Below are 21,272 nucleotides of genomic sequence, written 5' to 3'. Positions count from 1 at the left end.
GCTTCAAACATTATGGCGAAGGGCCGCGCGGATCGTCCGGGCGGCCCTTTCACGTTCCGATACGGCCTCACCCCTTCGGCGGATAGTCGTGCCTGTTCCCGCGGAAGTCGGTGACCGTGTAGCAGCCGCCGCCTTCCGCCTCGATCGCGCTGGCGCTGACGATGGCCTTGCCGTAGCCGCCGGGGATGTCGAGGATGTAGGCGGGTTGGCAAAGGCCCGAGACGCGTCCACGCAGCGAGGCGACGAGAGCCTGGCCCTCCTCGATGGACAGCCGGAAATGGCCGGTGCCGGGCGCAAGATCCGGATGGTGCAGGTAATAGGGCTTGATCCGCGTCTCGACGAAGGCGCGCATCAGCGCGGCGAGCACGTCCGGGTCGTCGTTGACGCCCTTCAGCAGCACCGACTGGCTCACCATGACGATGCCCGCATCGATCAGCCGCGCGGCGGCGGCGCGCGCCTCGGCGGTGAGTTCCCGCGGATGGTTGGCATGAAGCGCCACATAGGTCGCCTTGCCGCTGCTCCTCAAAGCGGCGATCAGCCCCGCATCCACCCGTTCGGGCTCGACCACCGGCACGCGCGTGTGGAAGCGCACGACCTTGACGTGCTCGATTTCTGCGAGCCGCACCATGATTTCGCCAAGCCGCCGGGGCGAGAGCACCAGCGGATCGCCGCCGGTCAGAATCACCTCCCAGATTTCCGGACGCCCGGCGATATAGGCGAGCGCCGCATCGAGTTCCGCGGGCGCGAGGGTGCCGAGACCCTCGGGGCCGACCATCTCGCGGCGGAAACAGAAGCGGCAGTAGACCGGGCAGACATGAACCGCCTTCAGGAGCACCCGGTCCGGATAACGGTGGACGATGCCGGCAACCGGGCTGTGCGTGCCGTCGCCGATCGGATCGGCACGCTCTTCCGGCAGGAGTGTGAGTTCGGCCATGTCGGGCACGAACTGCCGCGCAATCGGGTCGTTCGGATCGTCCCGGTTCACAAGGCGCGCGATTGCCGGGCTGATGGCTACGGCGTAGCGGGACGCGACACGGGAAATCGCCTCTTCCTGCTCTGGCCCAACGAGGCCGGCGTCGGCGAGCTCGCGCGCTGTCCTGATGGCGCGCTCCGCAGTCATGGCCTGACCTCCGCGACCGGGGCCCAAAGAACCTGGTCGATGCGGGATGCACCCGTTGCCAGCATGACCAGACGGTCGAAGCCGAGCGCGATGCCGCTCGCCTCGGGCATGCCGACGAGCGCCGCGAGGAAATCCTCGTCGATCGGGTAGGTCTCGCCGTAGACCCGCGCCTTTTCCGCCATTTCCAGCTCGAACCGGCGGCGCTGCTCGGCGGCATCGGTCAATTCGCCGAAGGCATTTGCGAGTTCGACGCCGCAGGCATAGAGCTCGAAACGCTCTGCCACGCGAGGGTCGCCGGCTGCAGGCCGGGCAAGTGCGGCCTCGGCGACCGGATATTCGTCGAGGATCGTGGCGCGCCCGAAGCCGAGATTGGGCTCGACCCTTTCGACGAGCACGCGGCTGAAGAGATCGGCCCAGCCATCGTCTCCGGCGACACGCAAGCCCACCTCCCGCATGGCCGCCGCGAGGCCGTCGCGGTCGGTGGAGCCGTCTTCCTGGATCGAGGCGAGAAGGTCTATCCCCGCGAAGCGCGCGAAGGCCTCGGCGACCGAGAGCCGCTCCGGCTCGGCGAAGGGATCGCACGCTCTTCCCTGATAGACGAGGGACCGCGCGGCGACTGTCTCGGCGGCGAGCGCGAGAATTCCGGCGCAGTCATGCATCAGCGTCTCGTAGCTCTCCTCGGCCCGGTACCATTCGAGCATGGTGAATTCCGGATGATGCAGCGGGCCGCGCTCGCGGTTGCGGTAGACATGTGCGAAACAGGCGATGCGCCGTTCGCCGGCGGCAATGAGCTTCTTGCAGGCGAATTCGGGAGAGGTGTGGAGATAGAGCGGCTGGACGGAGCCGTCGAGCCCAAGCGCCTCGGTCGCAAAGGCGTGCAGATGCGCCTCGTTGCCCGGCGATACCTGCAGCGCTGCCGTGTCGACCTCGACGAAACCGCGTTCGTCGAAGAACCGGCGGAGCGCCGACTGGATGCGATTGCGCCCGATCAGGAAGGGGCGCCGGTCGGCATGGACATCGGGTGTCCACCAGGGAGAAGCATGCGGCATGGTCGGTTCGGTCCAGGCTTTCTTCCGCGCGAATGCCGCTCAGGCTGGCTATTTGCGCGAAATTAGGGTAGTGGCGGCGCGAAAACTGAATTTTCGCGTCCCTTCCGGGCCGATCTCCGGCCCGCTCGTGTCGCTGATACCTCTGTTACAAGGAAGACTAATGGTCAAGGTCATCGCTTCTTCGGTCCGCAAGGGCAACGTTCTCGACGTCGACGGCAAGCTTTATGTCGTGCTCACCGCGCAGAACTTCCATCCGGGCAAGGGCACGCCGGTCACGCAGGTCGACATGCGCCGCATCTCCGACGGCGTGAAGGTCTCCGAGCGCTACCGCACGACCGAGCAGGTCGAGCGCGCCTTCGTCGAAGACCGCGAGCACACCTTCCTTTATGAAGATGGCGAAGGCTTCCACTTCATGAACCCGGAAAGCTACGACCAGCTCGTCATGAGCTCCGAAGACATCGGCGATTTGAAGGCCTATCTTCAGGAAGGCATGGCCGTGATGCTGTCGATCCACGAAGGCATTGCCATCGCCATCGACCTGCCGCGCCACGTCACTCTCGAAATCACCGAGACGGAGCCGGTCGTCAAGGGCCAGACGGCCTCCTCCTCCTACAAGCCGGCCGTGCTTTCGAACGGGGTTCGTACCCTGGTGCCGCCGCACATCCAGGCCGGCACCCGCGTCGTCATTGCGACCGAAGACGGGTCCTATGTCGAGCGTGCCAAGGACTGATCTGTCCTGACGGAGATCGAAACGGGGACGGTCGTCGATGACTGCCGTCCCCGTTCTCGTTTCACCGTTCAATTGAAGCGGCGAAACGCTCGAAGCCTGTGAAACCGAGCGCTTCCGCACGGAAAACCGTTACACATTTTTTCTTGAAGTGCTTAGGATGCCGCCCTCCGGATCGGGATGAGAGGCGCGGCACTGCATGTTTCCATTATCGCATATGATGAAGTCGTTCATTCGCAAGGGGACGCTCACGGTAATCGATGCCGACGGCAAGCGGCACGTCTTTGCCGGCGAGCCGGGGCCGAGCGTGACGATGCGGCTCACCGACAAGCGGCTCTATCGCAGCCTCGTCTTCAATGCCGAGCTCGCCGCCGGTGAAGCCTATATGGACGGGACCATGCGTTTCGAGGAAGGCTCGACGCTGCGGGACTTCCTGACGCTCTTTTCGATCAACCGCCTGTCGCTCGGCTCCTATCCGATCCAGAAGCTGCTACGGGCGGTGAAGATGCGTTTTCGCAAGCGCCAGCAGGCCAACCCCAAGGGCAAGGCGCAGCAGAACGTCGCGCATCATTACGATCTAGGCAATGATTTCTACAAGCTGTTCCTCGACGAGAACATGCTCTATTCCTGCGCCTATTTCCGCGAGCCGCACGAGACTTTGGAGGCTGCGCAGCGAAACAAGCTGAGACTGCTTGCGGCAAAGCTCTGTCTGAAGCCGGGCATGAGGGTACTCGACATCGGCTGCGGCTGGGGCGATCTCGCCCTCTATCTCGCCTCGCTCGAAGACGTCGAGGTGCTGGGTGTCACCCTTTCCAAGGAACAGCAGGCGCTCGCCTCCGAGCGGGCACGTGCGGCCGGAATGGCGGACCGCGTGCGCTTCGAACTCAAGGACTACCGCGACGTCGAGGGGCCGTTCGACCGGATCGTTTCGGTCGGCATGTTCGAGCATGTCGGCGTCCATCACTATGACGAGTTCTTCAAGAAACTGAATGCGTTGATGCCGGATGACGGGCTGGCCGTGCTCCATTCGATCGGTCATATGAGCCCGCCCGGCATGGCGAGCGCCTGGCTCCGCAAATACATCTTCCCCGGCGCCTATTCCCCGGCATTGTCGGAGGTCTTCGAGGTGGTCGAACGCAACAGCCTTTGGGTGACCGATCTCGAATTCCTGCGCGTGCACTATGCTACCACGCTCGCCCATTGGGGCGCGCGCTTCGACGAGAATCGCGACAAGGTGGTGGCGATGTACGACGAGCGCTTCGCCCGCATGTGGGAGTTCTACCTGATCAGCGCGGAAATGATGTTCCGCACCGGCAGCCAGCTCGTCTTCCATATGCAGCTGTCGCGATCACGCGACGCGGCGCCGATCGTTCGTGATTACATCACCGATCTGCAGCGCACCTATATCGAGAAGGAAAAGGCGCTCGATCTGGCGGTTTGACTCAACCCCCGGGTTGACCCTTCCAATCCCTCCCCACAAGGGGAGGGGGCGAGTGCGCGCCGCGAAGAAGGACGCGTTGCCGCCGATCCACCGCCTTGACGCTTCACGCATCGGCGCCTATTTAGAATTATTCTAAAGAAGGTCTTGCGATGCTCTCCCGGCTTTTCTCCCGTTACAAACGTCCGTTCCTGTCCTTGAGCGAACAGGAAATCCTTGCCCTCGCCATATCCTCGGAAGAGGACGACGGACGCATCTATCTCGCCTATGCCGACGCTCTGCGCCAAAAATACCCCCATTCCGCAAGGGTTTTCGAGGAAATGGCGGAGGAGGAAAGCCACCACCGCCAGGCCCTGATCGACCTGCACGTCGCCCGTTTCGGCAACCGCATCCCGCTCGTTCGGCGCGAACACGTGCGTGATTTCCCGGAGCGCAAACCCGATTGGCTGATCGCCGAGATGCCGATCGAGAAGGCGCGCGCCGAAGCCGAGGCGATGGAGGAGGCGGCGCACCGGTTTTACGTCGAGGCTGCGGCGCGCACGCGGGACGCGGCGACGCGCAAGCTCTTGGGCGATCTGGCGATCGCCGAGAAGTCGCATGAATCGCTCGCCCGCCGGCTCGGTGAGGAGCATACGCCGGTGGACGTGCGCGACGAGGAAGATGAGACCTCACGCCGCCAGTTCATACTCACCTATGTGCAGCCGGGCCTCGCGGGACTGATGGATGGCTCCGTTTCGACGCTCGCGCCGATCTTCGCCGCAGCCTTCGCCACGCAGGATACGTGGCAGACCTTTCTCGTCGGTCTGTCGGCCTCCGTCGGCGCAGGCATATCGATGGGTTTCACCGAGGCGGCGCATGATGACGGCAAGCTTTCCGGCCGCGGCTCGCCGGTCAAGCGCGGGCTTGCCTCGGGCATCATGACGGCACTCGGCGGTCTCGGCCACGCTCTGCCCTATCTCATTCCGCATTTCTGGACCGCGACAATGACGGCGGCGGCAATCGTGTTCTTCGAACTATGGGCAATCGCCTTCATCCAGAACCGCTATATGGAAACGCCCTTCCTGAGGGCCGCCTTCCAGGTGGTGCTCGGTGGCGGCCTGGTTCTTGCCGCCGGCATCGTCATCGGGAATGCTTAGACTTTTCCTGGAAGTGCTCTGGAGTCGTGCTCGTCACAGCGAGCAGCAGCCGCGTCTGCGGCGCGGGGATGAGCTCTTTCAGCCCAAGGACCTGGTCTGGCTGGATTCCTGTGACGAGCACAGGAAGGAGGGATTTCGGGGACGGTACGCGTTACTTCATCGCCCGCTTTGGGATCCGAGCGATTTCACCGACACGCATCAAAAAGGCCGCAGGATGCGGCCTTTTTGAATAGAACCGTTCGACGGGATCAGTTTCCGACGGAACCGACGAGCACTTCCCCGCCATTGTCGATGGTGACCCAACGGCCGCTGTGGGTCGTCGCCTGCCGCTTGAGGAAGCGGTAGGGCGTGTGCGTCCACAGCTTCACCCCATCGTCGAGATTGTCGAGAACGAAGTCGCCCTGCGCTGTGCGTACCGTCAGCACCGCATGGCCCTCGCCATCCGGCTTGCGCACCACCGTCATCAGCAGGTTGCCGGCGGAGAAGCCCTTCTGCATGAGGCGTCTGCGCTTTTCGAGCGCGAAGTCCTCGCAATCGCCCTGTCTCCCCGGATAGGACCACACCTCGTCCCGGCCGGTAAGCTCGATGTCGGTTACCGGCGCGATCTGCCGGTTGACGGAAGCGTTGACCTGGCGAATGGCAGCCCAGCCGCCGGCGGTGACACGCGGCGGCACCGTCGCCTTCGAACGGACGCTGCACTCGCCCCTGTGCTTCTGACAGAACTCGTAATGCCCGATCGGCTGCGAGGTCACCGCGCCGGTCTGCATCCAGGGAGTAGCTCCCGCCTGTGCGGGAATTGCCGTGTTCGTGGAAATGAAAAGCGCACACAGCGCCGCGAAACTTGCCTTAACCCCGGTCCAAGACTGCATACAGATCCCCTGCAACGCGCCCGCATCCGTACCTTCCGGATCGATCCGCGCAATCAAAAGTTGTCGACAGCTTTATTAGGAGTTTCCCCTGCGCTGCTCTAATCGTTAATAAAGAGTTAATATACTCCGCTTGTCGGAGTCAATCGCCTGATTCGGACTAGTCCGTTTTATGGTTAAGGCTCGGGGCAGACGGACGCGGAAGCCCGCCAGCGCAGGGGTTTGGCTGTGCCTTGCGAAGCAATCTCAGGGAATTTGATTAGGCCGGATGGACTAGCCGTGCACTCAGGCCTTGGTCAGCATGGCGTCGATCGCCTGTTTCAATTTGGCAATGTCCTCCTCACGGGACAACCGGTGGTCGCCATCGCGGATCAGGGTCATGACGACGTCGTCAGCCGGCATGTGCTCCATCAGCTTGAGGGCATGCGTGTAGGGGACGTCCGGATCGCGCATGCCCTGGAGAATGTGCACCGGGCAGCCGGTTTCGATCGGCCCTTTCATGACGAGGTTGTTGCGGCCATCCTCGATCAGCGCGCGGGTGAAAACATTGGGTTCGGGGCTGTATTCCGATGGCTCTTCGAAATAACCGCGTTCGGCGAGCGAGGTCCTTTCGGCATCGGTAAGATTGGGCTCGATGAGCTCGGCGGTGAAGTCGGGGGCCGGGGCGATCAGCACGAGGCCGCAAAGGCGGCCGACCCCACCTTCCCCGAGGCGGGCGCGGCTTTTGAGCTTCTCGGCAAGGCGCAGCGCGACCCAGGCACCCATGGAGGAACCGATCAGGATCATGCGCGCCGTCGCGGCGTGATCGATCACGGCGAGACTCTCCTCGACCCAGCGCGAGATCGTGCCGTCCCTGTAGTCGCCGTCCGACGCGCCATGGCCCGAATAGTCGAAGCGAATGCAGTCGGTGCCGGCCTCGCGCGCGTGCCGCTCGACCTCCACCGCCTTCGTTCCGGTCATGTCGGATCGGTAGCCGCCGAGCCAGACGAGCGCCGGATGGCCTGGATGCTGCCGGTCTTTCGATTGGACATCCGACGGATTTCCGGCGCGGAAGATACGCATGGCGATGCTTCTCGCCGCTTCTCCCGTTCCCACTTCGATCCGCGTGATCTCGGTTTCAGCCGGCGTGGTCGACATCGAGTAACTCCCTGAAGGCCTGATAATGACGGATTTCCTTCTAAAACAGATTCTTTCGGGCATCGACAGAGGATGATTTTCATTGCGGGCCATGCTATTGACTCTGGAGCCGCAATTCACACATTGCCGTCAGTGACTGTTTCAAGCGCTTCTGTTTGAGATCGCGCTGACCGTTTGACCGAATATTTACTATCAATAGCTCGAGGAGAGTACGACCATTCGCAGACCCTTCAAAGCGGACGCTCCAGTCAAGGAAGGACCGCGCGCAAACAAGGAAATCCGGGTCCCCCGGGTTCAGCTTATCGATGCCGAAGGCCAGAACTTGGGCAGCATTCCGATCGACCAGGCGCTCCGCATGGCGGACGAGGCCGGTCTCGACCTCGTAGAGATCGCACCGAACTCCGATCCGCCGGTGTGCAAGATCCTCGACCTCGGCAAGCTGAAATACGCGAACCAGAAGAAAGCCGCCGAGGCGCGCAAGAAGCAGAAGATCGTCGAGATCAAGGAAATCAAGATGCGCCCCAACATCGACACCCATGATTATGAGGTGAAGATGAAGGCCATGAACCGCTTCTTCGAGGAAGGCGACAAGGTCAAGGTGACGCTGAAGTTCCGCGGCCGCGAAATGGCCCACCAGGAACTCGGCATGAAACTTCTGATGCAGGTCAAGGACGACACCCAGGAAATCGCCAAGGTGGAAGCCGAACCCAAGCTCGAAGGCCGCCAGATGATGATGGTTCTTGCGCCGAAGTGACCGGCGGAGCCTGACAGACCAGACACGCTTGGTGAAGCCGCCCCGGGAGGAGTTCGTGGGGCGGCTTTCCTTTTTGGGAAAGCTTACGCGCGAGCGACCTCCGGACCGCTTGCCTTTTCCGGGATGTGCGGTTATAAGCCCCCGTCCGAACGGTCCGGCAGGGCATGCCGTGGCCGTTCTTAACGCTGGAAATGGGCCTCGTCTGCCTGTTTCGCATATCAAGAACAATGGAGTAGCAAAATGCCCAAGATGAAGACGAAATCGTCTGCCAAAAAGCGGTTCAAAATCACCGCAACCGGCAAAGTTCGAGCTGCTGCTGCTGGCAAGCGCCACGGTATGATCAAGCGGTCCAACAAGTTCATTCGCGACGCGCGCGGAACCATGGTTCTCGCTGAGCCCGATGGCAAGAAGGTCGTCAAGAACTACCTGCCTAACGGTCTTTAAGACGTCTGGCGATTTGGATTTTAAGGAGATCATGACATGGCACGTGTAAAACGCGGCGTAACCTCCCACGCCAAGCACAAGAAGACGCTCAAGGCAGCCAAGGGCTTCTACGGCCGCCGCAAGAACACCATCCGCGCCGCCAAGGCAGCGGTGGATCGTTCCAAGCAGTTTGCTTACCGCGACCGCAAGGTCAACAAACGCAATTTCCGCGCGCTCTGGATCCAGCGCATCAACGCTGCCGTCCGCGAGTTCGGCCTTACCTACGGCCGCTTCATCGACGGTCTGAACAAGGCCGGTATAGAAGTCGATCGCAAGGTTCTGTCCGACATGGCAATCCATGAGCCGGCAGCATTCGGCGCCCTGGTCGAAGCTTCCAAGAAGGCGCTCGCCTATCTCAAGGAAGCCGGCACGGCAAACGAGTTTGAAAGCGCTGTCCGTTAAGCCAGCGTTTTCCCAAGACCGTTTCTGAAATTGTTGGGAAACCCGCGCTGGCAGGGCTGGCGCGGGTTTTTCTTGTTCGGCTCGCGGGGCGATCCTAGCGCCGAAGTGTCGAACCGATACACGAACCGCATCGAGGCAGGACAGAATGAGTGAACTGGAAACATTGGAACGGACCTTGCTGGCGGAAATCGACGCCGCCGCCGACGAGGGGGCGATCGAGGCGGTGCGCGTCGGCGCGCTCGGCAAGAAGGGATCGATCTCGGAACTGCTGAAGACGCTCGGTTCGATGAGCCCGGAGGAGCGCCAGACCCGCGGCGCGCGCATCAATGCGCTGAAGAACACGGTGACGGAGGCGATCTCCGCCCGCAAGACGGCGCTCAAGGACGCGGCGATCGCCGAACGGCTGGCGCGCGAGACGGTGGACATCAGCCTGCCCGTCCGGTCCTCGCCGGCCGAGCGCGGCCGCATCCATCCGATCAGCCAGATCGTCGACGAAATCACCGCGATCTTCGGCGACATGGGTTTCTCGATTGCCGAGGGGCCGGATATCGAGACCGACTACTACAACTTCACGGCCCTGAACTTCCCCGAAGGTCATCCGGCCCGCGAGATGCACGACACCTTCTTCTTCGCGCCCGACGAGAAGGGTGAGCGCAAGGTGCTGCGCACGCACACCTCGCCGGTGCAGATACGCACGATGGAGGCCGGGCAGCCGCCGATCCGCATCATCATTCCGGGCAAGACGTATCGCCAGGATTCCGACGCGACCCACTCGCCGATGTTTCATCAGGTGGAAGGTCTCGTCATCGACAGGACGGCGAATGTCGCCAATATGCGTTGGGTGCTCGAGGAATTCTGCAAGGCCTTCTTCGAGGTCGATCAGGTGACGATGCGCTTCCGCCCGTCCTTCTTCCCGTTCACGGAACCCTCCTTCGAGGTCGACATCCAGTGCGACCGCTCCGGCCCGATCGTCAAGTTCGGCGAGGGCAAGGACTGGATGGAGATTCTCGGCTGCGGCATGGTGCATCCGAACGTGCTCAGGGCCGGCGGCCTCGATCCGGACGAATATCAAGGCTTCGCCTGGGGCATGGGCCTCGATCGCATCGCCATGCTGAAATACGGCATGCCCGACCTGCGCGACTTCTTCAATGCCGATGTCCGCTGGATGACCCATTACGGCTTCCGCCCGCTCGACATGCCGACGCTCTTCGGCGGCCTCTCGGCGTGACCCGCGCAGAAAATCAAGGACACAGGTGACATCATGAAGTTCACGCTCTCCTGGCTGAAGGACCATCTGGAAACCGACGCCTCGCTCGAGGAAATCTGCGCCCGCCTGACGATGATCGGGCTGGAAGTCGAGGATGTCGACGACAAGGCGGCGTTCAAGCCCTTCGTCATCGCCAGGGTGATCTCCGCCGAGCAGCATCCGAATGCCGACAAGCTCAGAGTGCTGATGGTCGACACCGGCTCCGGTGAGTCGGTGCAGGTCGTCTGCGGCGCGCCGAACGCGCGCAAGGGCCTCGTCGGTGCCTTTGCCGCGCCCGGCACCCATGTGCCCGGCATCGGCGTGACGCTCTCCGTCGGTAACATCCGTGGCGTCGAAAGCCGCGGCATGATGTGCTCGGAAAAGGAGCTGGAGATCTCCGACGACCACACCGGCATCATCGATCTGCCCGAGAACGCGCCGGTCGGCACCAGTTATGCGACCTATGCCGGCCTCGACGACCCGGTCATCGAGATAAACCTGACCCCGAACCGGCCGGATTGCACCAGCGTCCACGGCATCGCCCGCGATCTCGCGGCATCCGGTCTCGGCACCTTGAAGACGCGACCGGCGCCGTCCTTCGCGGTGGAAGGCGAGACGCCCGTCAAGGTCCGCCTCGATCTCGGTGAGGACAGGCATCTCTGCCCCGGCTTCGCGCTTCGCCTCGTGCGCGGCGTGAAGAACGGCCCGAGCCCCGCCTGGATGCGCCAGCGGCTGACTGCCATCGGCCTCCGCCCGATCAACGCGCTGGTCGATATCACCAATTACCTGACCTTCGACCAGGGCCGGCCGCTGCATGTCTTCGACGCGGCGAAGGTCGCGGGCAACCTGACGGTCCGCCGTGCCAGGGAAGGCGAAAAGGTGCTGGCGCTCGACACGCGCGAATATACGCTGTCGCCCGCCAATGTGGTGATCGCCGACGAAGAAGGCGTCGAGTCGATCGGCGGCATCATGGGCGGCGAGCATTCCGGCTGTGACGAGGCGACGACCGACGTGCTGATCGAATCGGCGCTCTGGGATCCGATGAACATCGCCAAGACCGGCCGCACGCTCGGCATCATCACCGATGCGCGCTACCGCTTCGAGCGCGGCGTCGATCCGGAATACATGGCGCCTGGCCTCGAACGGGCGACCGAACTGGTGCTGGAGCTCTGCGGTGGTACCGCGGCCAAGATGGACGTCGTCGGTTATGAGGGCCACGAGCCCAAGTCCCTCGATTTCCCGGTCTCAGAGGTCAAGCGCCTGACCGGCCTCGAGGTCTCCTCCGAGGAGAGCGTTTCCATCCTCAGGAAGCTCGGCTTCGGCGTCGAGGGCTCCGGCGAACGCCTGACGGTAACCGTCCCTTCCTGGCGGCCGGACATCGACGGCAAGGCGGACCTCGTAGAGGAGGTCATGCGCATCCATGGCGTCGACAACATCGTCGCCGCGCCGCTTGCAAGCCACAATGCCGTCAACGGCAAGATCCTGACGGTGCTGCAGATCCGCACGCGCCAGGCGCGGCGTGCGCTCGCAAGCCGCGGCATGCTCGAAGCCGTCACCTGGTCCTTCATCCCGGAAGAGCATGCAAAACTCTTCGGCGGCGGCCGGCCGGAACTGAAGCTGGCCAATCCGATCGCCGCCGACATGTCGGACATGCGGCCGTCGCTCCTGCCGGGCCTCCTGGCCGCGGCGCAGCGCAATGCCGACAAGGGCTACGGCGATGTCGCGATCTTCGAGGTTTCCGGCATCTATGACGGCGACACGCCCGAGGCGCAGCGCCGCGTCGCCGGCGGCATCCGCCGCGGCACCGCATCGCTCAACGGCACCGGCCGGTCGTGGTCGAACGCCGTAAAGGGCGGCGGCAAGCCGGTCGATGTCTTCGACGCGAAGGCCGATGCCATCGCCGTGCTCGAGGCCTGCGGCGTGCCGATGGCCAATGTCCAGTTCGAAGCCGGCGGTCCCGCCTGGTATCATCCCGGCCGCTCGGCGACGATCAAGCTCGGCCCGAAGATCGTGCTCGGCGCTTTCGGGGAGTTCCACCCGAAGACCTTGGACGCCCTCGACGTCTCCGGGCCGCTTTCAGGCTTCGAGATCTATATCGATGCCATGCCGGAGCCGAAGAAGAAGACGACCCGCACCAAGCCGGCACTGGAGCTTTCGCCCTTCCAGGCAGTCAAACGCGACTTCGCCTTCGTCGTAGACAAGGCGGTCGAGGCCGCTGCGATCGTCAGGGCGGCGTCCGGCGCCGACCGCAAACTGGTTACGGCCGTCAACGTCTTCGACGTCTTCGAAGGCGCATCTCTCGGCGAGGGCAGGAAGTCGGTTGCGATCGAGGTAACGATCCAGCCGGTAGAGCGCACCCTGACCGACGAGGATTTCGAGGCGCTGACCTCGCGCATCGTCGCCAACGTGGCAAAGAGCACCGGGGGCGTGCTGCGGGCCTGATGAATAGGTGAGGGGGAGCCGGTTTGGTTTCCTCATTCCTGTGCTTGTCACAGGAATCCAGCCAGCCCAAGTCCTTGGGCTGAACGAACGCTTCCCGCGCCGCAGACGCGGCGCCGCTCTCATCCCTGTGACGAGCGCAGGGATGAGGAAAAAGCAGAGATTGCAATCCTCCGAAAAGTCCTACAGCGCCCCCGCGTCTTATGAGACGCGCAACTAGCCATGCCGGTGCCAGACCTTGTTGACGATCAGCCATCGCCCGTCGACCTTCAGCAAGGACAGGTAATCGGAATAGCGCGCGCCGGCGAATTCATCGATCACCTTCACGCTGGCGACGTCGCCGGTGACGTGGACCATCTCCACTTCCATGAGCGGCTGCGTATCCGGGGACGCCGCGCCCTCTCTCACGATGGAGGCGATGAAGGCGTCGCGTGTCTGCCACTCGACGGCTCCTCCTGAGTTGCCGACGATCGATGCGCTCGGATGGAAGGCCTTGCGCAAGGCTCCCTCGTTGGCGAAGGCCATGCCGTCGACATAAAGATGGACGACCGCGCTGATGGCCTGCTCTTCGGACATGGTTTTTTCCTCCTTTCCGGAGCGGTGACAGACGCGGCTATCCGCCCCGCAGGCCGCTCCTGTTCCCACGAAGGCGGGCATCTTCTCATAGGTAGGACATCGCAATGGAATTGCGATGTCCTCCAGGACTTCGCCGCTGCCGGCCGGGTCTTCACCTGTTCGTCAGTGCCAGCGACGCATCGGTGTAGCGTTTTCCTGCGACCAGCGCTGGAGAGAGCGCTTCGCCGAGTTCGGCGCGTTCCCTGTCGGTGAGGACGATTCCGGCGGCAGCCACGTTCTGCTCCAGATGCTCGATCCTGCGCGCGCCCGGGATCGGAACGATGTCATCTCCCTGGTTGACCACCCAGGCGAGTGCGAGCTGGGCGGCCGTCACGCCTCTTTCCACGGCCAGCCTTTCGAGGGTTGCGACCAGCGCGGCGTTGGCCTCGAAGTTCTCCTGTTGGAAGCGCGGCAGCGACCGGCGGAAATCGTCGGCAGCGAGATCTTCGACCTTGCGGATGGTGCCTGTCAGCATGCCGCGCCCGAGCGGACTATAGGGCACGAAGCCGACGCCGAGTTCGCGGCAGGTATCGAGCACCTCCTGTTCCGGGTCGCGCGACCAGAGCGAATACTCGCTTTGTATCGCTGCGATCGGATGCACGGCATGGGCACGGCGTATGGTGGCGGCGCTTGCCTCGGAAAGTCCGAGTGCGCGCACCTTGCCCTCCTTCACCAGTTCCGCCATCGCGCCGACGGTTTCCTCGATCGGCACGGCGGGATCGACGCGGTGCTGGTAATAGAGGTCGATGACGTCCGTTCCGAGTCGCTTGAGGGAGGCCTCGGCGACGGCTTTCGCATTTTCCGGCCGGCCGTCGACGCCTTTGACTGCCTCGGCGGCGGGTTTGCCGGGGTCGATGCGGAAACCGAACTTGGTGGCGATCACCACCTGATCTCGCCGGTTCTTCAGCGCCTTGCCCAGGAGCTTCTCGTTCTCATAAGGCCCATAAACTTCCGCCGTATCGAAGAAGTCGACGCCGAGTTCGATGGCGCGGTGTAGCGTGCGGATCGATTGGCTCTCGTCGGCTTCGCCATAGGCGAAGCTCATGCCCATGCAGCCGAGGCCGACGGCCGAAACGGTGAGTTCATTGCCGAGCTTGCGGGTCTTCATTGGATTTCCTTTCGGTCTGAACGCGCGGCCTGCGGGGTGGCATACGGCGTTCGCGAAGAAGATGGAGAAGCAATCGCTGGACTGAGCCTTTCGGCACGGGCCCGACGACAAGGCGAAGATAGGTGCCGCACGGCCGGTTGAAAATCTCTGTCAATTCTCACGGGCTGTTCTATTATTTCGATCAATGAACCGCACACAGCTCTCCCAACTGGCCGTCCTTTCCGCCGTCGCCGCCCATGGCAGCTTTCGCGGGGCGGCGAAGGAACTCGGCATCGCGCCGTCTGCCGTCAGCCACGCCGTGGGCAGTCTGGAAGCGAGCCTCGGCGTTCGTCTCCTCGCGCGCACGACGCGCAGCGTCGCGGCCACGGAGGAGGGAAAGCGCCTGCTGGAGCGGCTGCGGCCGGCGCTCGACGACATTGCCGAGGCGCTGCAGCGGGCGGCGGAGGCACGCGATCGTCCGGCCGGAAAACTGCGCGTCACCGCCCCTCGTTTTGCAGCCGACCTCATTCTGGCGCCGCGCCTTGGCGACTTCCTCGGGCGCTATCCGGACATCGTCCTCGAAATCGCCAATGAGGACGGCTTCACCGATATTGTCGAGGAGGGTTATGACGCCGGCATCAGGCTCGGCGAGAGCCTGGAGGCCGACATGGTCGCGGTGAAGGTCGGGCCGGAGCTGAAAAGCGCGGTCGTCGCCGCACCGACCTATTTCGAGCGCTTTCAGCGGCCGCGGCACCCGCGCGATCTGGCGGGCCATCGCTGCATCCGCCGCCGCTTCTCCAACGGGACCCTCTATCGCTGGGAGTTCGAGAAAGAGGGGGAGGAACTGACCGTTTCGGTGAACGGCCCGCTCATTCTGGGCGAGGACCGGCCGATCATCGAGGCCGCGATCGGCGGTGCGGGGCTCGCCTATCTCTTCGAGCCGCGCGTCAGCGGATATGTAGGTGAGGGCAAATTGGTCCGGGTGCTCGAGGACTGGTGCGCGCCCTATGCGGGCCCCTTCCTCTATTATCCGACCCGCCGGCTGATGCGCCCGGCGCTCCGGGCCTTCATCGATTTCTTCCGCCACAGCGGGTGACGGCCGGCGGGAAGCGCCGGCCGTCGTGACGGCTTACGCGGCCTTCTTGTTCACTTGGGCCATCGCGAGTTTCGTCAGGTCCTCGTCGGTGACGACTTCTTCCTTCAAAGTCGCATCGAGCAGCGATACCGCATCCTTGAGTCCGATGGTCTTTGCCCAGGTCTTCAGGGTGCCGTAGCGTGAGATTTCATAATGCTCGACCGCTTGCGCGGCGGAGATGAGGCCCGCATCGAGCGCGGCCGTGCCCTTGAATTCGTCCATGATCTCTTCGCCCTCGGCGACGATGCCCTCGATCGCCTCACAGGTCTTGCCCTGCGGGCGCTTGCCGATCATTTCGAATACCTGCTGCAGCCGCTCCACATGGGTCTCGGTCTGCTCCTTGTGCTTCTCGAACGCGGCCTTCAGCTCAGGGGCCTGGGCTGCGCGTGCCATCTTCGGCAAAGCCTTCAGGATTTTCCGCTCGGCATAATAGATGTCCTTGAGCGTATCGTGGAACAGGTCGTCCAGCGTTTTTTCTTTGGCCATTTCGGGTTTCCTTCCTCGTCTGCTTCGTGTTGCCTTCGACCCGCAATCAACAGCAAAGGGCGAAGATTTGTTCCTCGCGACGGCAAAAAGCGCGTGAGACGCGGGTCAAATTCGTCGCTTTCGCGAAGGGTGTCCGTTTCACTTCAGGCGGAAATCGGGTGGTTGCAGCGTGGCGCATCGGCAATGGTCCCGCCGTCAACGCAGTCGGATGGAGAAGAATCATGTCGAGACTGGAAGGTAAGGTCGCGATCGTCACCGGCGCAAGCTCGGGTATCGGCCGCGCCGCCGCGCTGCTCTTTGCGCGCGAGGCGGCAAAGGTCGTCGTCACCGCCCGCAACGAGAATGCGCTTGCGGAGCTTACCGACGAGATCGCCCGAGAGGGCGGCGAGGCGGCAGCGCTTGCCGGCGACGTGCGCGACGAAGCCCTGCATGAGGCGCTGGTCGAACTGGCGGTGCGCCGCTTCGGCGGGCTCGATACGGCCTTCAACAATGCCGGGGCGCTCGGTGCGATGGGAGAGGTTTCGTCGCTCAGCGTCGAAGGCTGGCGCGAGACGCTCGATACCAATTTGACGAGCGCCTTCCTGGCGGTGAAGTATCAGGCTCCGGCAATCGCGGCACGGGGCGGCGGTTCGCTCACCTTCACTTCGAGCTTGATCGGGCTGGTGCAGGCGCTGGCCGTCGAGCTTGGCGCGCGCGGCATCCGCGTGAACGCGCTGCTGCCCGGCGGCACCGACACGCCCGCCAATTTCGCGAACCTGCCGGGGCGGCGCCCGAGACGCGCGGTTTCGTGGAAGGGCTGCACGCATTGAAGCGCATTGCGCGACCCGAGGAAATCGCCGAAGCGGCGCTTTATCTCGCCTCGGACGGTGCCAGCTTCGTGACCGGCGCGGCGCTGCTGGCCGATGGCGGCGCTTCGGTGACGAAGGCGTGAGCGCAGAGCGTGAGCACAGCGACTGAAAGCGGGGAAACATGAAGAAACCTGGGTCGATGAAATCGCTTGAAGACCTCGGGCGCGTACGCCTCTCGAAGAACTTTTTCCTGCGCGATTTCCTTCACTCCGAAATCGCGGAGTTCTACCGGATTCCGAATATCCCCGACGATCCGGAACTGGCGATCGAGGCCGGACGGAAACTGTGCGGCGAACTTCTGGAACCGCTCGAGGCGACCTTCGGTCGGCTGCACATCCGCTCGGGTTACCGAAACCGCGCCGTGAACGCCTTCGGCAACGCCAACAGGCTCAACTGCTCGACGAATGCGGCAACGGCCGCCGACCATATCTGGGACATGCGCGATGCGGAGGGCTGCATGGGGGCCACCGCCTGCATCGCCATTCCCTGGGTCTGGGACCGGGAACGTCACGAAGGCGGCTGGCAGAGCCTGGCCTGGTGGATTCACGACCACCTTCCCTACGCCTCGCTCTGCTTTTTTCCCAAGCTTTGGGCCTTCAACATCCAATGGCACGAGAGGCCGCGCCGCAGGATCAGCAGCTACGCCGAGCCGCGCGGGCTGCTGACCAGGCCCGGCATGGCCAACCACGAGGGCAGCCATGCGCATCTTTACCCAGGGTTTCCGAAGCTTGCGGCCGGAGGCGGGTCTTCCTGACGAGGGCAAATCCCCTCTATTCGCTCACTTCGTTCAGCCGTCTTATCGCCTCTTCCGGCAACGTCAATTCCGCCGATCTCACCAGACTCGACAGCTGGTCGGCATTGGTGGCGCTGGCGATCGGTGCGGTGACGCCGTCGCGGGCAATGATCCAGGCGAGCGCGATCTCCGCCTGTTTCGCGCCGGTCTCCTCGGCGATTTCATCCAAGACGCCGAGGATCCGCATGCCGCGTCCGTCGAGATATTTTTCGACGCCGCCGCCGCGAGCGGAGCCTTCCAGATCCTTGTGTGAGCGGTACTTGCCGGAAAGAAAGCCTCTCGCAAGGCTGAAATAGGTGATGACGCCGATCTCCTCGGCGATGCAGAGATTGCGCAGCGGACCGTCATAGGAAGCGCGGTCGTAGAGATTGTATTCGGGCTGCAGCACATCGTAGCGGGGCAGGCCGTTCGCCGCCGCGACGTCGAGAGCGTCGCGCATCTGCTGCGCATCGAGATTCGATGCGCCGATCGCCCGCAGCTTGCCCTGGGAGAGAAGCGTATCGTAGGCGGCAAGCGTCTCTTCATAGGGTGTGTCGGGGTCCGGCCAGTGGGAGAGATAGAGGTCGATATAATCGGTCTGCAGGCGTTTCAGCGATTCCTCGACTGCCTGCATGATCCAGCGCCGCGAGAGGCCGTTGCGGTCGGGTCCGAGCTCCGAACCGACCTTGGTGACGATGACGGCGCCGTCGCGCGAGCGTCCGGATTGCTTCAGCCATTTGCCGATGATCGTTTCCGACTCGCCGCCTCTGTTGCCCGGCGCCCAGGAGGAATAGACGTCGGCGGTGTCGACGGCGTTGAAACCTGCATCGAAAAAGGCATCGAGAAGCGAGAACGACGTTTTCTCATCCGCGGTCCAGCCGAAGACGTTGCCGCCGAAGACGAGCGGGGCAATCGAGAGGCCGGTACGGCCAAGTCTGCGCATTTTCATGGTTTCGCTCCATGTGGTTGGATGAAAACAAGCTGCGATGGGGAGGATAGCGGCAAAAACATAGGCCAGCTCGCCATCGAATGACACCGGCATTCGTGGTTTTTCTGACCTCGCCACGGCTTGCTAGGTACGTACCTCGGGGATAGTCTCGGCGCAGCTTTTGACCCAGGGGAATGTCGCGCGTCCTTTGCGGCGCGCACGAAAAGGAGTCTGCCTCATGCTGCGTTTCGGAATTTTGTCGACGGCCAAGATCGGCCGCGAGCTCGTCGTACCCGCCATCCAGGACGCCGAGAACTGCGTCGTCACGGCGATCGCGAGCCGCGATCTCGCCAAGGCGAGGACCATGGCCGACCGTTTCTCCGTGCCGCATGCCTTCGGCTCCTATGAAGAGATGCTCGCCTCCGACACGATCGACGCCGTCTATATCCCGCTGCCGACGTCGCAACATGTCGAATGGGCGATCAAGGCGGCGGATGCCGGCAAGCATGTGCTTTGCGAGAAGCCGCTGGCGCTCAAGGCCGAAGAGATCGACGCCGTGATCGCGGCGCGCGAGCGCAACAGGGTGCTGATCTCGGAAGCCTATATGGTGACCTACAGCCCCGTCTGGCGGAAGGTGCGCTCGCTCATCTCGGAAGGTGCCATCGGGCGCCTCAGGCATGTCCAGGGCGCCTTCACCTATTACAACCGCGATCCCGGCAACATGCGCAACGTCCCCTCGCTCGGCGGCGGCGGCCTGCCGGATATCGGCGTCTATCCGGCAATCACGACCCGGTTTTCGACCGGCAGGGAGCCGCTGCGCGTCCAGGCCAGTACCGAGCGCGATCCGGAATTCGGCACCGACATCTATTCGAGCGTTCGTGCCGACTTCGGCGATTTCGAGCTGAGCTTCTATATCTCGACACAGCTCGCCGCCCGCCAGGTCATGGTCTTCCACGGCGACAAGGGCTACATCGAGGTGAAGTCGCCCTTCAATGCCGATCGCTACGGCCGGGAAGAAGTGGAATTGACCAACCAGAACCACGGCCAGTCGCAGCTCTTCCGCTTCCAGGATGCGCGTCAGTACAAGCTCGAGGCCGAGGCCTTCGCACGTGCTGCGAAAGGTGAAGCGGAGGATGTGGTGACGCTGGAAAACTCGCGCCTGAACCAGATGTTCATCGACGCGATCTACCGCGCCAGCGAAAAAGACGGCTGGGAGCCCGTCTGAAGCTAAGGATCGGCCCGGCACCCATTGCGCCGGGCCGACCCCATTCATGCCGCCTGGAGCAGCCGTGCCTGAGACGCGCCCCGCATCTTGAAGAAGAGAAAGTCGGCGACGCCCACCATGGCCACGACGATCAGCGCCAGTCCTGCGATCGTCAAGGCCGAATAGGCAGACGCGAGAATGGCCAGGCTTCCGACCTGCCAGAGTATGTCGCCGGCGATGCTGATCCGCGTTGCGAGGGCGCTCGGCCCTTCTTTTCTGGCGGCGGCAAGGTGGAAGGCGCCCCAGACGAGGAGCCCAGCGCCAAGCGCCATGATCACCGCAGGCGACAGGGCGGGACTGACGACCGCCGCAAGCGGTGGCGCTGCCGCGAGGAGAGCCGAGCCGGCGATCAGCGAAAAGATGCCGTCGGCGAGAAATGTCTTGTTGAGAAGAGAGCGGGTGGAAAGGTCGAACATATCTGTCTCCATCGGTTGTCGATGGGCAGATGCTGGACCAGAGCGGTCATTAAACCAATTACCTCCGAGGTAATGGATTTTGTGCCGCGTTCGGGCGACGCTGCCCCCGCAACAGGGAAGATAAAGATGGAATTCGGCAGCCGCCTGAAGGAATGGCGAGGACATCGCCGCATGAGCCAACTCGACCTCGCCATGGCGGCGGGCATTTCCGCGCGCCATCTCTCGTTTCTGGAGACGGGCCGCTCCAAGCCGTCCGAGGGAATGATCCTGCGGCTCGCCTCGGTTCTCGACGTCCCCGCGCGTGAACAGGGCACGCTCTTCACCGCGGCGGGCTACCGGCCGCGCGTTGCGGCGCGGCCCGCGACGGGTCTCGATGCAATGCCTCCGGCTGTCGCGCATGCCATCCGGCTGATGCTCGACCGGCACGATCCCTATCCGGGCCTCGTTTTCGACCATCAGTATACGGTGCTGCTGACCAATCCGGCTTTCGAGGCGCTTGTCGGTGCCACGGGCGTTCCGTTCAAGCCGGGGGAGAACTTCCTCGACGGCTTTCTCGGTGCGGAGAAGGTCCGCGGTCTCGTGGTCAATTGGGAAGCCGCCGCAGCCGATCTCGTTCAGCGGGTGCGCATGGAGGCGTGGCTGCAGGGTCCGCGCAGCCCATTGCAGCGAAGGCTGGACAGGCTGGTTGCCGACCCGGCGGTGGCAATGGCGATCGACAACTTCCCGGCGACGGACCGCTTGCCGGTGCTGCCCATCGAACTGCGCATCGGCGAAGCGTCGCTTAGCTTCATCACGACGCTTTCGACCTTCGGCTCGACTCAGGACGCGCTCGTTGAGGGCGTTCTGATCGAATCCTTCTTTCCGGCCGACGACGCGACCCGGCGCTTCTTCGGGCAGGTCGGGCGCGACGTCCAGTAGAGCACT

The 21,272-nt window shown here is 63.4% G+C and carries 21 protein-coding genes and 1 pseudogene; 13 read left to right on the top strand and 9 right to left on the bottom strand.

The window, feature by feature from the left end; all coding sequences use genetic code 11:
• Window positions 1-67: 67 nt before the first annotated feature.
• Together AC6CIG_RS13230 and epmA are read right to left on the bottom strand one after the other, a co-directional pair.
• Complete coding sequence (locus AC6CIG_RS13230) at window positions 68-1,120, bottom strand: lysine-2,3-aminomutase-like protein (protein WP_437407999.1); 1,053 nt, start codon at window positions 1,118-1,120, stop codon at window positions 68-70.
• Entirely contained in the window at window positions 1,117-2,169 is a 1,053-nt protein-coding gene (gene epmA / locus AC6CIG_RS13225) for an EF-P lysine aminoacylase EpmA (protein ID WP_437411842.1), read from the bottom strand. The genes AC6CIG_RS13230 and epmA overlap by 4 nt, the downstream gene beginning before the upstream one ends.
• A gap of 160 nt (window positions 2,170-2,329) precedes the next feature.
• On the opposite strand from epmA, the gene efp reads away from it, so the two are divergent.
• The 3 genes from efp to mbfA all read left to right on the top strand — a co-directional run bounded on the left by efp (window position 2,330) and on the right by mbfA (window position 5,470).
• Window positions 2,330-2,899, top strand: a complete 570-nt coding sequence (gene efp, locus AC6CIG_RS13220) for an elongation factor P (protein ID WP_004435501.1) — start codon at window positions 2,330-2,332, stop codon at window positions 2,897-2,899.
• Between the two features lie 196 nt (window positions 2,900-3,095).
• On the top strand, window positions 3,096-4,337 hold the full coding sequence (cfa1, locus tag AC6CIG_RS13215; RefSeq protein WP_018093891.1) for a cyclopropane-fatty-acyl-phospholipid synthase: 1,242 nt from the start codon (window positions 3,096-3,098) through the stop codon (window positions 4,335-4,337).
• A gap of 149 nt (window positions 4,338-4,486) precedes the next feature.
• Window positions 4,487-5,470 (top strand): iron exporter MbfA, encoded by a 984-nt coding sequence (mbfA, locus tag AC6CIG_RS13210; protein ID WP_018093892.1) that lies wholly within the window; start codon window positions 4,487-4,489, stop codon window positions 5,468-5,470.
• Between the two features lie 248 nt (window positions 5,471-5,718).
• Here the strand turns inward: mbfA and AC6CIG_RS13205 are convergent, their stop codons facing one another.
• Complete coding sequence (locus AC6CIG_RS13205; RefSeq protein WP_026168499.1) at window positions 5,719-6,339, bottom strand: transglutaminase-like cysteine peptidase; 621 nt, start codon at window positions 6,337-6,339, stop codon at window positions 5,719-5,721.
• A 282-nt stretch (window positions 6,340-6,621) separates the two neighbouring features.
• Entirely contained in the window at window positions 6,622-7,473 is an 852-nt protein-coding gene (locus AC6CIG_RS13200; protein WP_437407997.1) for an alpha/beta hydrolase, read from the bottom strand.
• 217 nt (window positions 7,474-7,690) lie between these two features.
• Here AC6CIG_RS13200 and infC point away from each other — a divergent pair, with 217 nt between their 5' ends.
• The 5 genes from infC to pheT all read left to right on the top strand — a co-directional run bounded on the left by infC (window position 7,691) and on the right by pheT (window position 12,800).
• On the top strand, window positions 7,691-8,227 hold the full coding sequence (gene infC / locus AC6CIG_RS13195; protein ID WP_014527030.1) for a translation initiation factor IF-3: 537 nt from the start codon (window positions 7,691-7,693) through the stop codon (window positions 8,225-8,227).
• Window positions 8,228-8,467: 240 nt separating this feature from the next.
• Window positions 8,468-8,671 carry a 50S ribosomal protein L35 gene (gene rpmI, locus AC6CIG_RS13190; RefSeq protein ID WP_004435490.1) on the top strand — a complete coding sequence of 68 codons (204 nt, stop codon included), beginning with the start codon at window positions 8,468-8,470 and terminating at the stop codon, window positions 8,669-8,671.
• A gap of 36 nt (window positions 8,672-8,707) precedes the next feature.
• Entirely contained in the window at window positions 8,708-9,112 is a 405-nt protein-coding gene (gene rplT, locus AC6CIG_RS13185; RefSeq protein ID WP_004435481.1) for a 50S ribosomal protein L20, read from the top strand.
• A gap of 145 nt (window positions 9,113-9,257) precedes the next feature.
• The gene (gene pheS, locus AC6CIG_RS13180) at window positions 9,258-10,340 is read left to right on the top strand and encodes a phenylalanine--tRNA ligase subunit alpha (protein ID WP_004435478.1); all 1,083 of its coding nucleotides are present in this window, start codon (window positions 9,258-9,260) and stop codon (window positions 10,338-10,340) included.
• 33 nt (window positions 10,341-10,373) lie between these two features.
• Window positions 10,374-12,800: a phenylalanine--tRNA ligase subunit beta gene (gene pheT / locus AC6CIG_RS13175; protein ID WP_437411840.1), complete on the top strand. Its 2,427-nt coding sequence runs from the start codon at window positions 10,374-10,376 to the stop codon at window positions 12,798-12,800.
• Window positions 12,801-13,013: 213 nt separating this feature from the next.
• Here pheT and AC6CIG_RS13170 read toward each other — a convergent pair whose 3' ends face one another.
• Together AC6CIG_RS13170 and AC6CIG_RS13165 are read right to left on the bottom strand one after the other, a co-directional pair.
• Entirely contained in the window at window positions 13,014-13,373 is a 360-nt protein-coding gene (locus tag AC6CIG_RS13170; RefSeq protein WP_018093897.1) for a nuclear transport factor 2 family protein, read from the bottom strand.
• 151 nt (window positions 13,374-13,524) lie between these two features.
• Window positions 13,525-14,520, bottom strand: coding sequence for an aldo/keto reductase (locus AC6CIG_RS13165; protein WP_437407995.1), 996 nt, complete (start codon window positions 14,518-14,520; stop codon window positions 13,525-13,527).
• A 184-nt stretch (window positions 14,521-14,704) separates the two neighbouring features.
• Here AC6CIG_RS13165 and AC6CIG_RS13160 point away from each other — a divergent pair, with 184 nt between their 5' ends.
• Window positions 14,705-15,595 carry a LysR family transcriptional regulator gene (locus AC6CIG_RS13160; RefSeq protein ID WP_018093899.1) on the top strand — a complete coding sequence of 297 codons (891 nt, stop codon included), beginning with the start codon at window positions 14,705-14,707 and terminating at the stop codon, window positions 15,593-15,595.
• Between the two features lie 33 nt (window positions 15,596-15,628).
• On the opposite strand, the gene AC6CIG_RS13155 is transcribed toward AC6CIG_RS13160, so the two are convergent.
• A complete protein-coding gene (locus AC6CIG_RS13155; protein WP_018093900.1) occupies window positions 15,629-16,120 on the bottom strand; it encodes a YciE/YciF ferroxidase family protein in 492 nt (163 codons plus the stop codon).
• Window positions 16,121-16,341: 221 nt separating this feature from the next.
• Between AC6CIG_RS13155 and AC6CIG_RS13150 the strand changes: the two are divergent.
• Both AC6CIG_RS13150 and AC6CIG_RS13145 read left to right on the top strand, forming a co-directional pair.
• Window positions 16,342-17,051 (top strand): annotated as a pseudogene (locus AC6CIG_RS13150) (SDR family oxidoreductase).
• A 38-nt stretch (window positions 17,052-17,089) separates the two neighbouring features.
• A complete protein-coding gene (locus AC6CIG_RS13145; protein WP_437407994.1) occupies window positions 17,090-17,722 on the top strand; it encodes a hypothetical protein in 633 nt (210 codons plus the stop codon).
• 16 nt (window positions 17,723-17,738) lie between these two features.
• On the opposite strand, the gene AC6CIG_RS13140 is transcribed toward AC6CIG_RS13145, so the two are convergent.
• On the bottom strand, window positions 17,739-18,689 hold the full coding sequence (locus AC6CIG_RS13140; protein WP_437407993.1) for an aldo/keto reductase: 951 nt from the start codon (window positions 18,687-18,689) through the stop codon (window positions 17,739-17,741).
• 217 nt (window positions 18,690-18,906) lie between these two features.
• Here AC6CIG_RS13140 and AC6CIG_RS13135 point away from each other — a divergent pair, with 217 nt between their 5' ends.
• The gene (locus AC6CIG_RS13135; protein WP_018093904.1) at window positions 18,907-19,893 is read left to right on the top strand and encodes a Gfo/Idh/MocA family protein; all 987 of its coding nucleotides are present in this window, start codon (window positions 18,907-18,909) and stop codon (window positions 19,891-19,893) included.
• 44 nt (window positions 19,894-19,937) lie between these two features.
• Here the strand turns inward: AC6CIG_RS13135 and AC6CIG_RS13130 are convergent, their stop codons facing one another.
• Entirely contained in the window at window positions 19,938-20,348 is a 411-nt protein-coding gene (locus AC6CIG_RS13130) for a hypothetical protein (RefSeq protein WP_324762726.1), read from the bottom strand.
• A gap of 126 nt (window positions 20,349-20,474) precedes the next feature.
• On the opposite strand from AC6CIG_RS13130, the gene AC6CIG_RS13125 reads away from it, so the two are divergent.
• Complete coding sequence (locus AC6CIG_RS13125) at window positions 20,475-21,266, top strand: helix-turn-helix domain-containing protein (protein ID WP_018093906.1); 792 nt, start codon at window positions 20,475-20,477, stop codon at window positions 21,264-21,266.
• The last annotated feature ends 6 nt before the right edge of the window (window positions 21,267-21,272 follow it).

The organism is Sinorhizobium sp. GQ132 (genome assembly GCF_059758575.1).
Note: the sequence above shows the minus strand (reverse complement) of the source record. Positions and strands in the feature narration are given on the sequence as shown.

What these genes read in the sequence shown, in the direction of transcription:
- AC6CIG_RS13230 (WP_437407999.1), bottom strand. Translation starts at nt 1,120, where the DNA reads ATGACTGCGGAGCGCGCCATCAGGACAGCGCGCGAGCTCGCCGACGCC.
- epmA (WP_437411842.1), bottom strand. Translation starts at nt 2,169, where the DNA reads ATGCCGCATGCTTCTCCCTGGTGGACACCCGATGTCCATGCCGACCGG.
- efp (WP_004435501.1), top strand. Translation starts at nt 2,330, where the DNA reads ATGGTCAAGGTCATCGCTTCTTCGGTCCGCAAGGGCAACGTTCTCGAC.
- cfa1 (WP_018093891.1), top strand. Translation starts at nt 3,096, where the DNA reads ATGTTTCCATTATCGCATATGATGAAGTCGTTCATTCGCAAGGGGACG.
- mbfA (WP_018093892.1), top strand. Translation starts at nt 4,487, where the DNA reads ATGCTCTCCCGGCTTTTCTCCCGTTACAAACGTCCGTTCCTGTCCTTG.
- AC6CIG_RS13205 (WP_026168499.1), bottom strand. Translation starts at nt 6,339, where the DNA reads ATGCAGTCTTGGACCGGGGTTAAGGCAAGTTTCGCGGCGCTGTGTGCG.
- AC6CIG_RS13200 (WP_437407997.1), bottom strand. Translation starts at nt 7,473, where the DNA reads ATGTCGACCACGCCGGCTGAAACCGAGATCACGCGGATCGAAGTGGGA.
- rpmI (WP_004435490.1), top strand. Translation starts at nt 8,468, where the DNA reads ATGCCCAAGATGAAGACGAAATCGTCTGCCAAAAAGCGGTTCAAAATC.
- rplT (WP_004435481.1), top strand. Translation starts at nt 8,708, where the DNA reads ATGGCACGTGTAAAACGCGGCGTAACCTCCCACGCCAAGCACAAGAAG.
- pheS (WP_004435478.1), top strand. Translation starts at nt 9,258, where the DNA reads ATGAGTGAACTGGAAACATTGGAACGGACCTTGCTGGCGGAAATCGAC.
- pheT (WP_437411840.1), top strand. Translation starts at nt 10,374, where the DNA reads ATGAAGTTCACGCTCTCCTGGCTGAAGGACCATCTGGAAACCGACGCC.
- AC6CIG_RS13170 (WP_018093897.1), bottom strand. Translation starts at nt 13,373, where the DNA reads ATGTCCGAAGAGCAGGCCATCAGCGCGGTCGTCCATCTTTATGTCGAC.
- AC6CIG_RS13165 (WP_437407995.1), bottom strand. Translation starts at nt 14,520, where the DNA reads ATGAAGACCCGCAAGCTCGGCAATGAACTCACCGTTTCGGCCGTCGGC.
- AC6CIG_RS13160 (WP_018093899.1), top strand. Translation starts at nt 14,705, where the DNA reads ATGAACCGCACACAGCTCTCCCAACTGGCCGTCCTTTCCGCCGTCGCC.
- AC6CIG_RS13155 (WP_018093900.1), bottom strand. Translation starts at nt 16,120, where the DNA reads ATGGCCAAAGAAAAAACGCTGGACGACCTGTTCCACGATACGCTCAAG.
- AC6CIG_RS13145 (WP_437407994.1), top strand. Translation starts at nt 17,090, where the DNA reads ATGAAGAAACCTGGGTCGATGAAATCGCTTGAAGACCTCGGGCGCGTA.
- AC6CIG_RS13140 (WP_437407993.1), bottom strand. Translation starts at nt 18,689, where the DNA reads ATGAAAATGCGCAGACTTGGCCGTACCGGCCTCTCGATTGCCCCGCTC.
- AC6CIG_RS13135 (WP_018093904.1), top strand. Translation starts at nt 18,907, where the DNA reads ATGCTGCGTTTCGGAATTTTGTCGACGGCCAAGATCGGCCGCGAGCTC.
- AC6CIG_RS13130 (WP_324762726.1), bottom strand. Translation starts at nt 20,348, where the DNA reads ATGTTCGACCTTTCCACCCGCTCTCTTCTCAACAAGACATTTCTCGCC.
- AC6CIG_RS13125 (WP_018093906.1), top strand. Translation starts at nt 20,475, where the DNA reads ATGGAATTCGGCAGCCGCCTGAAGGAATGGCGAGGACATCGCCGCATG.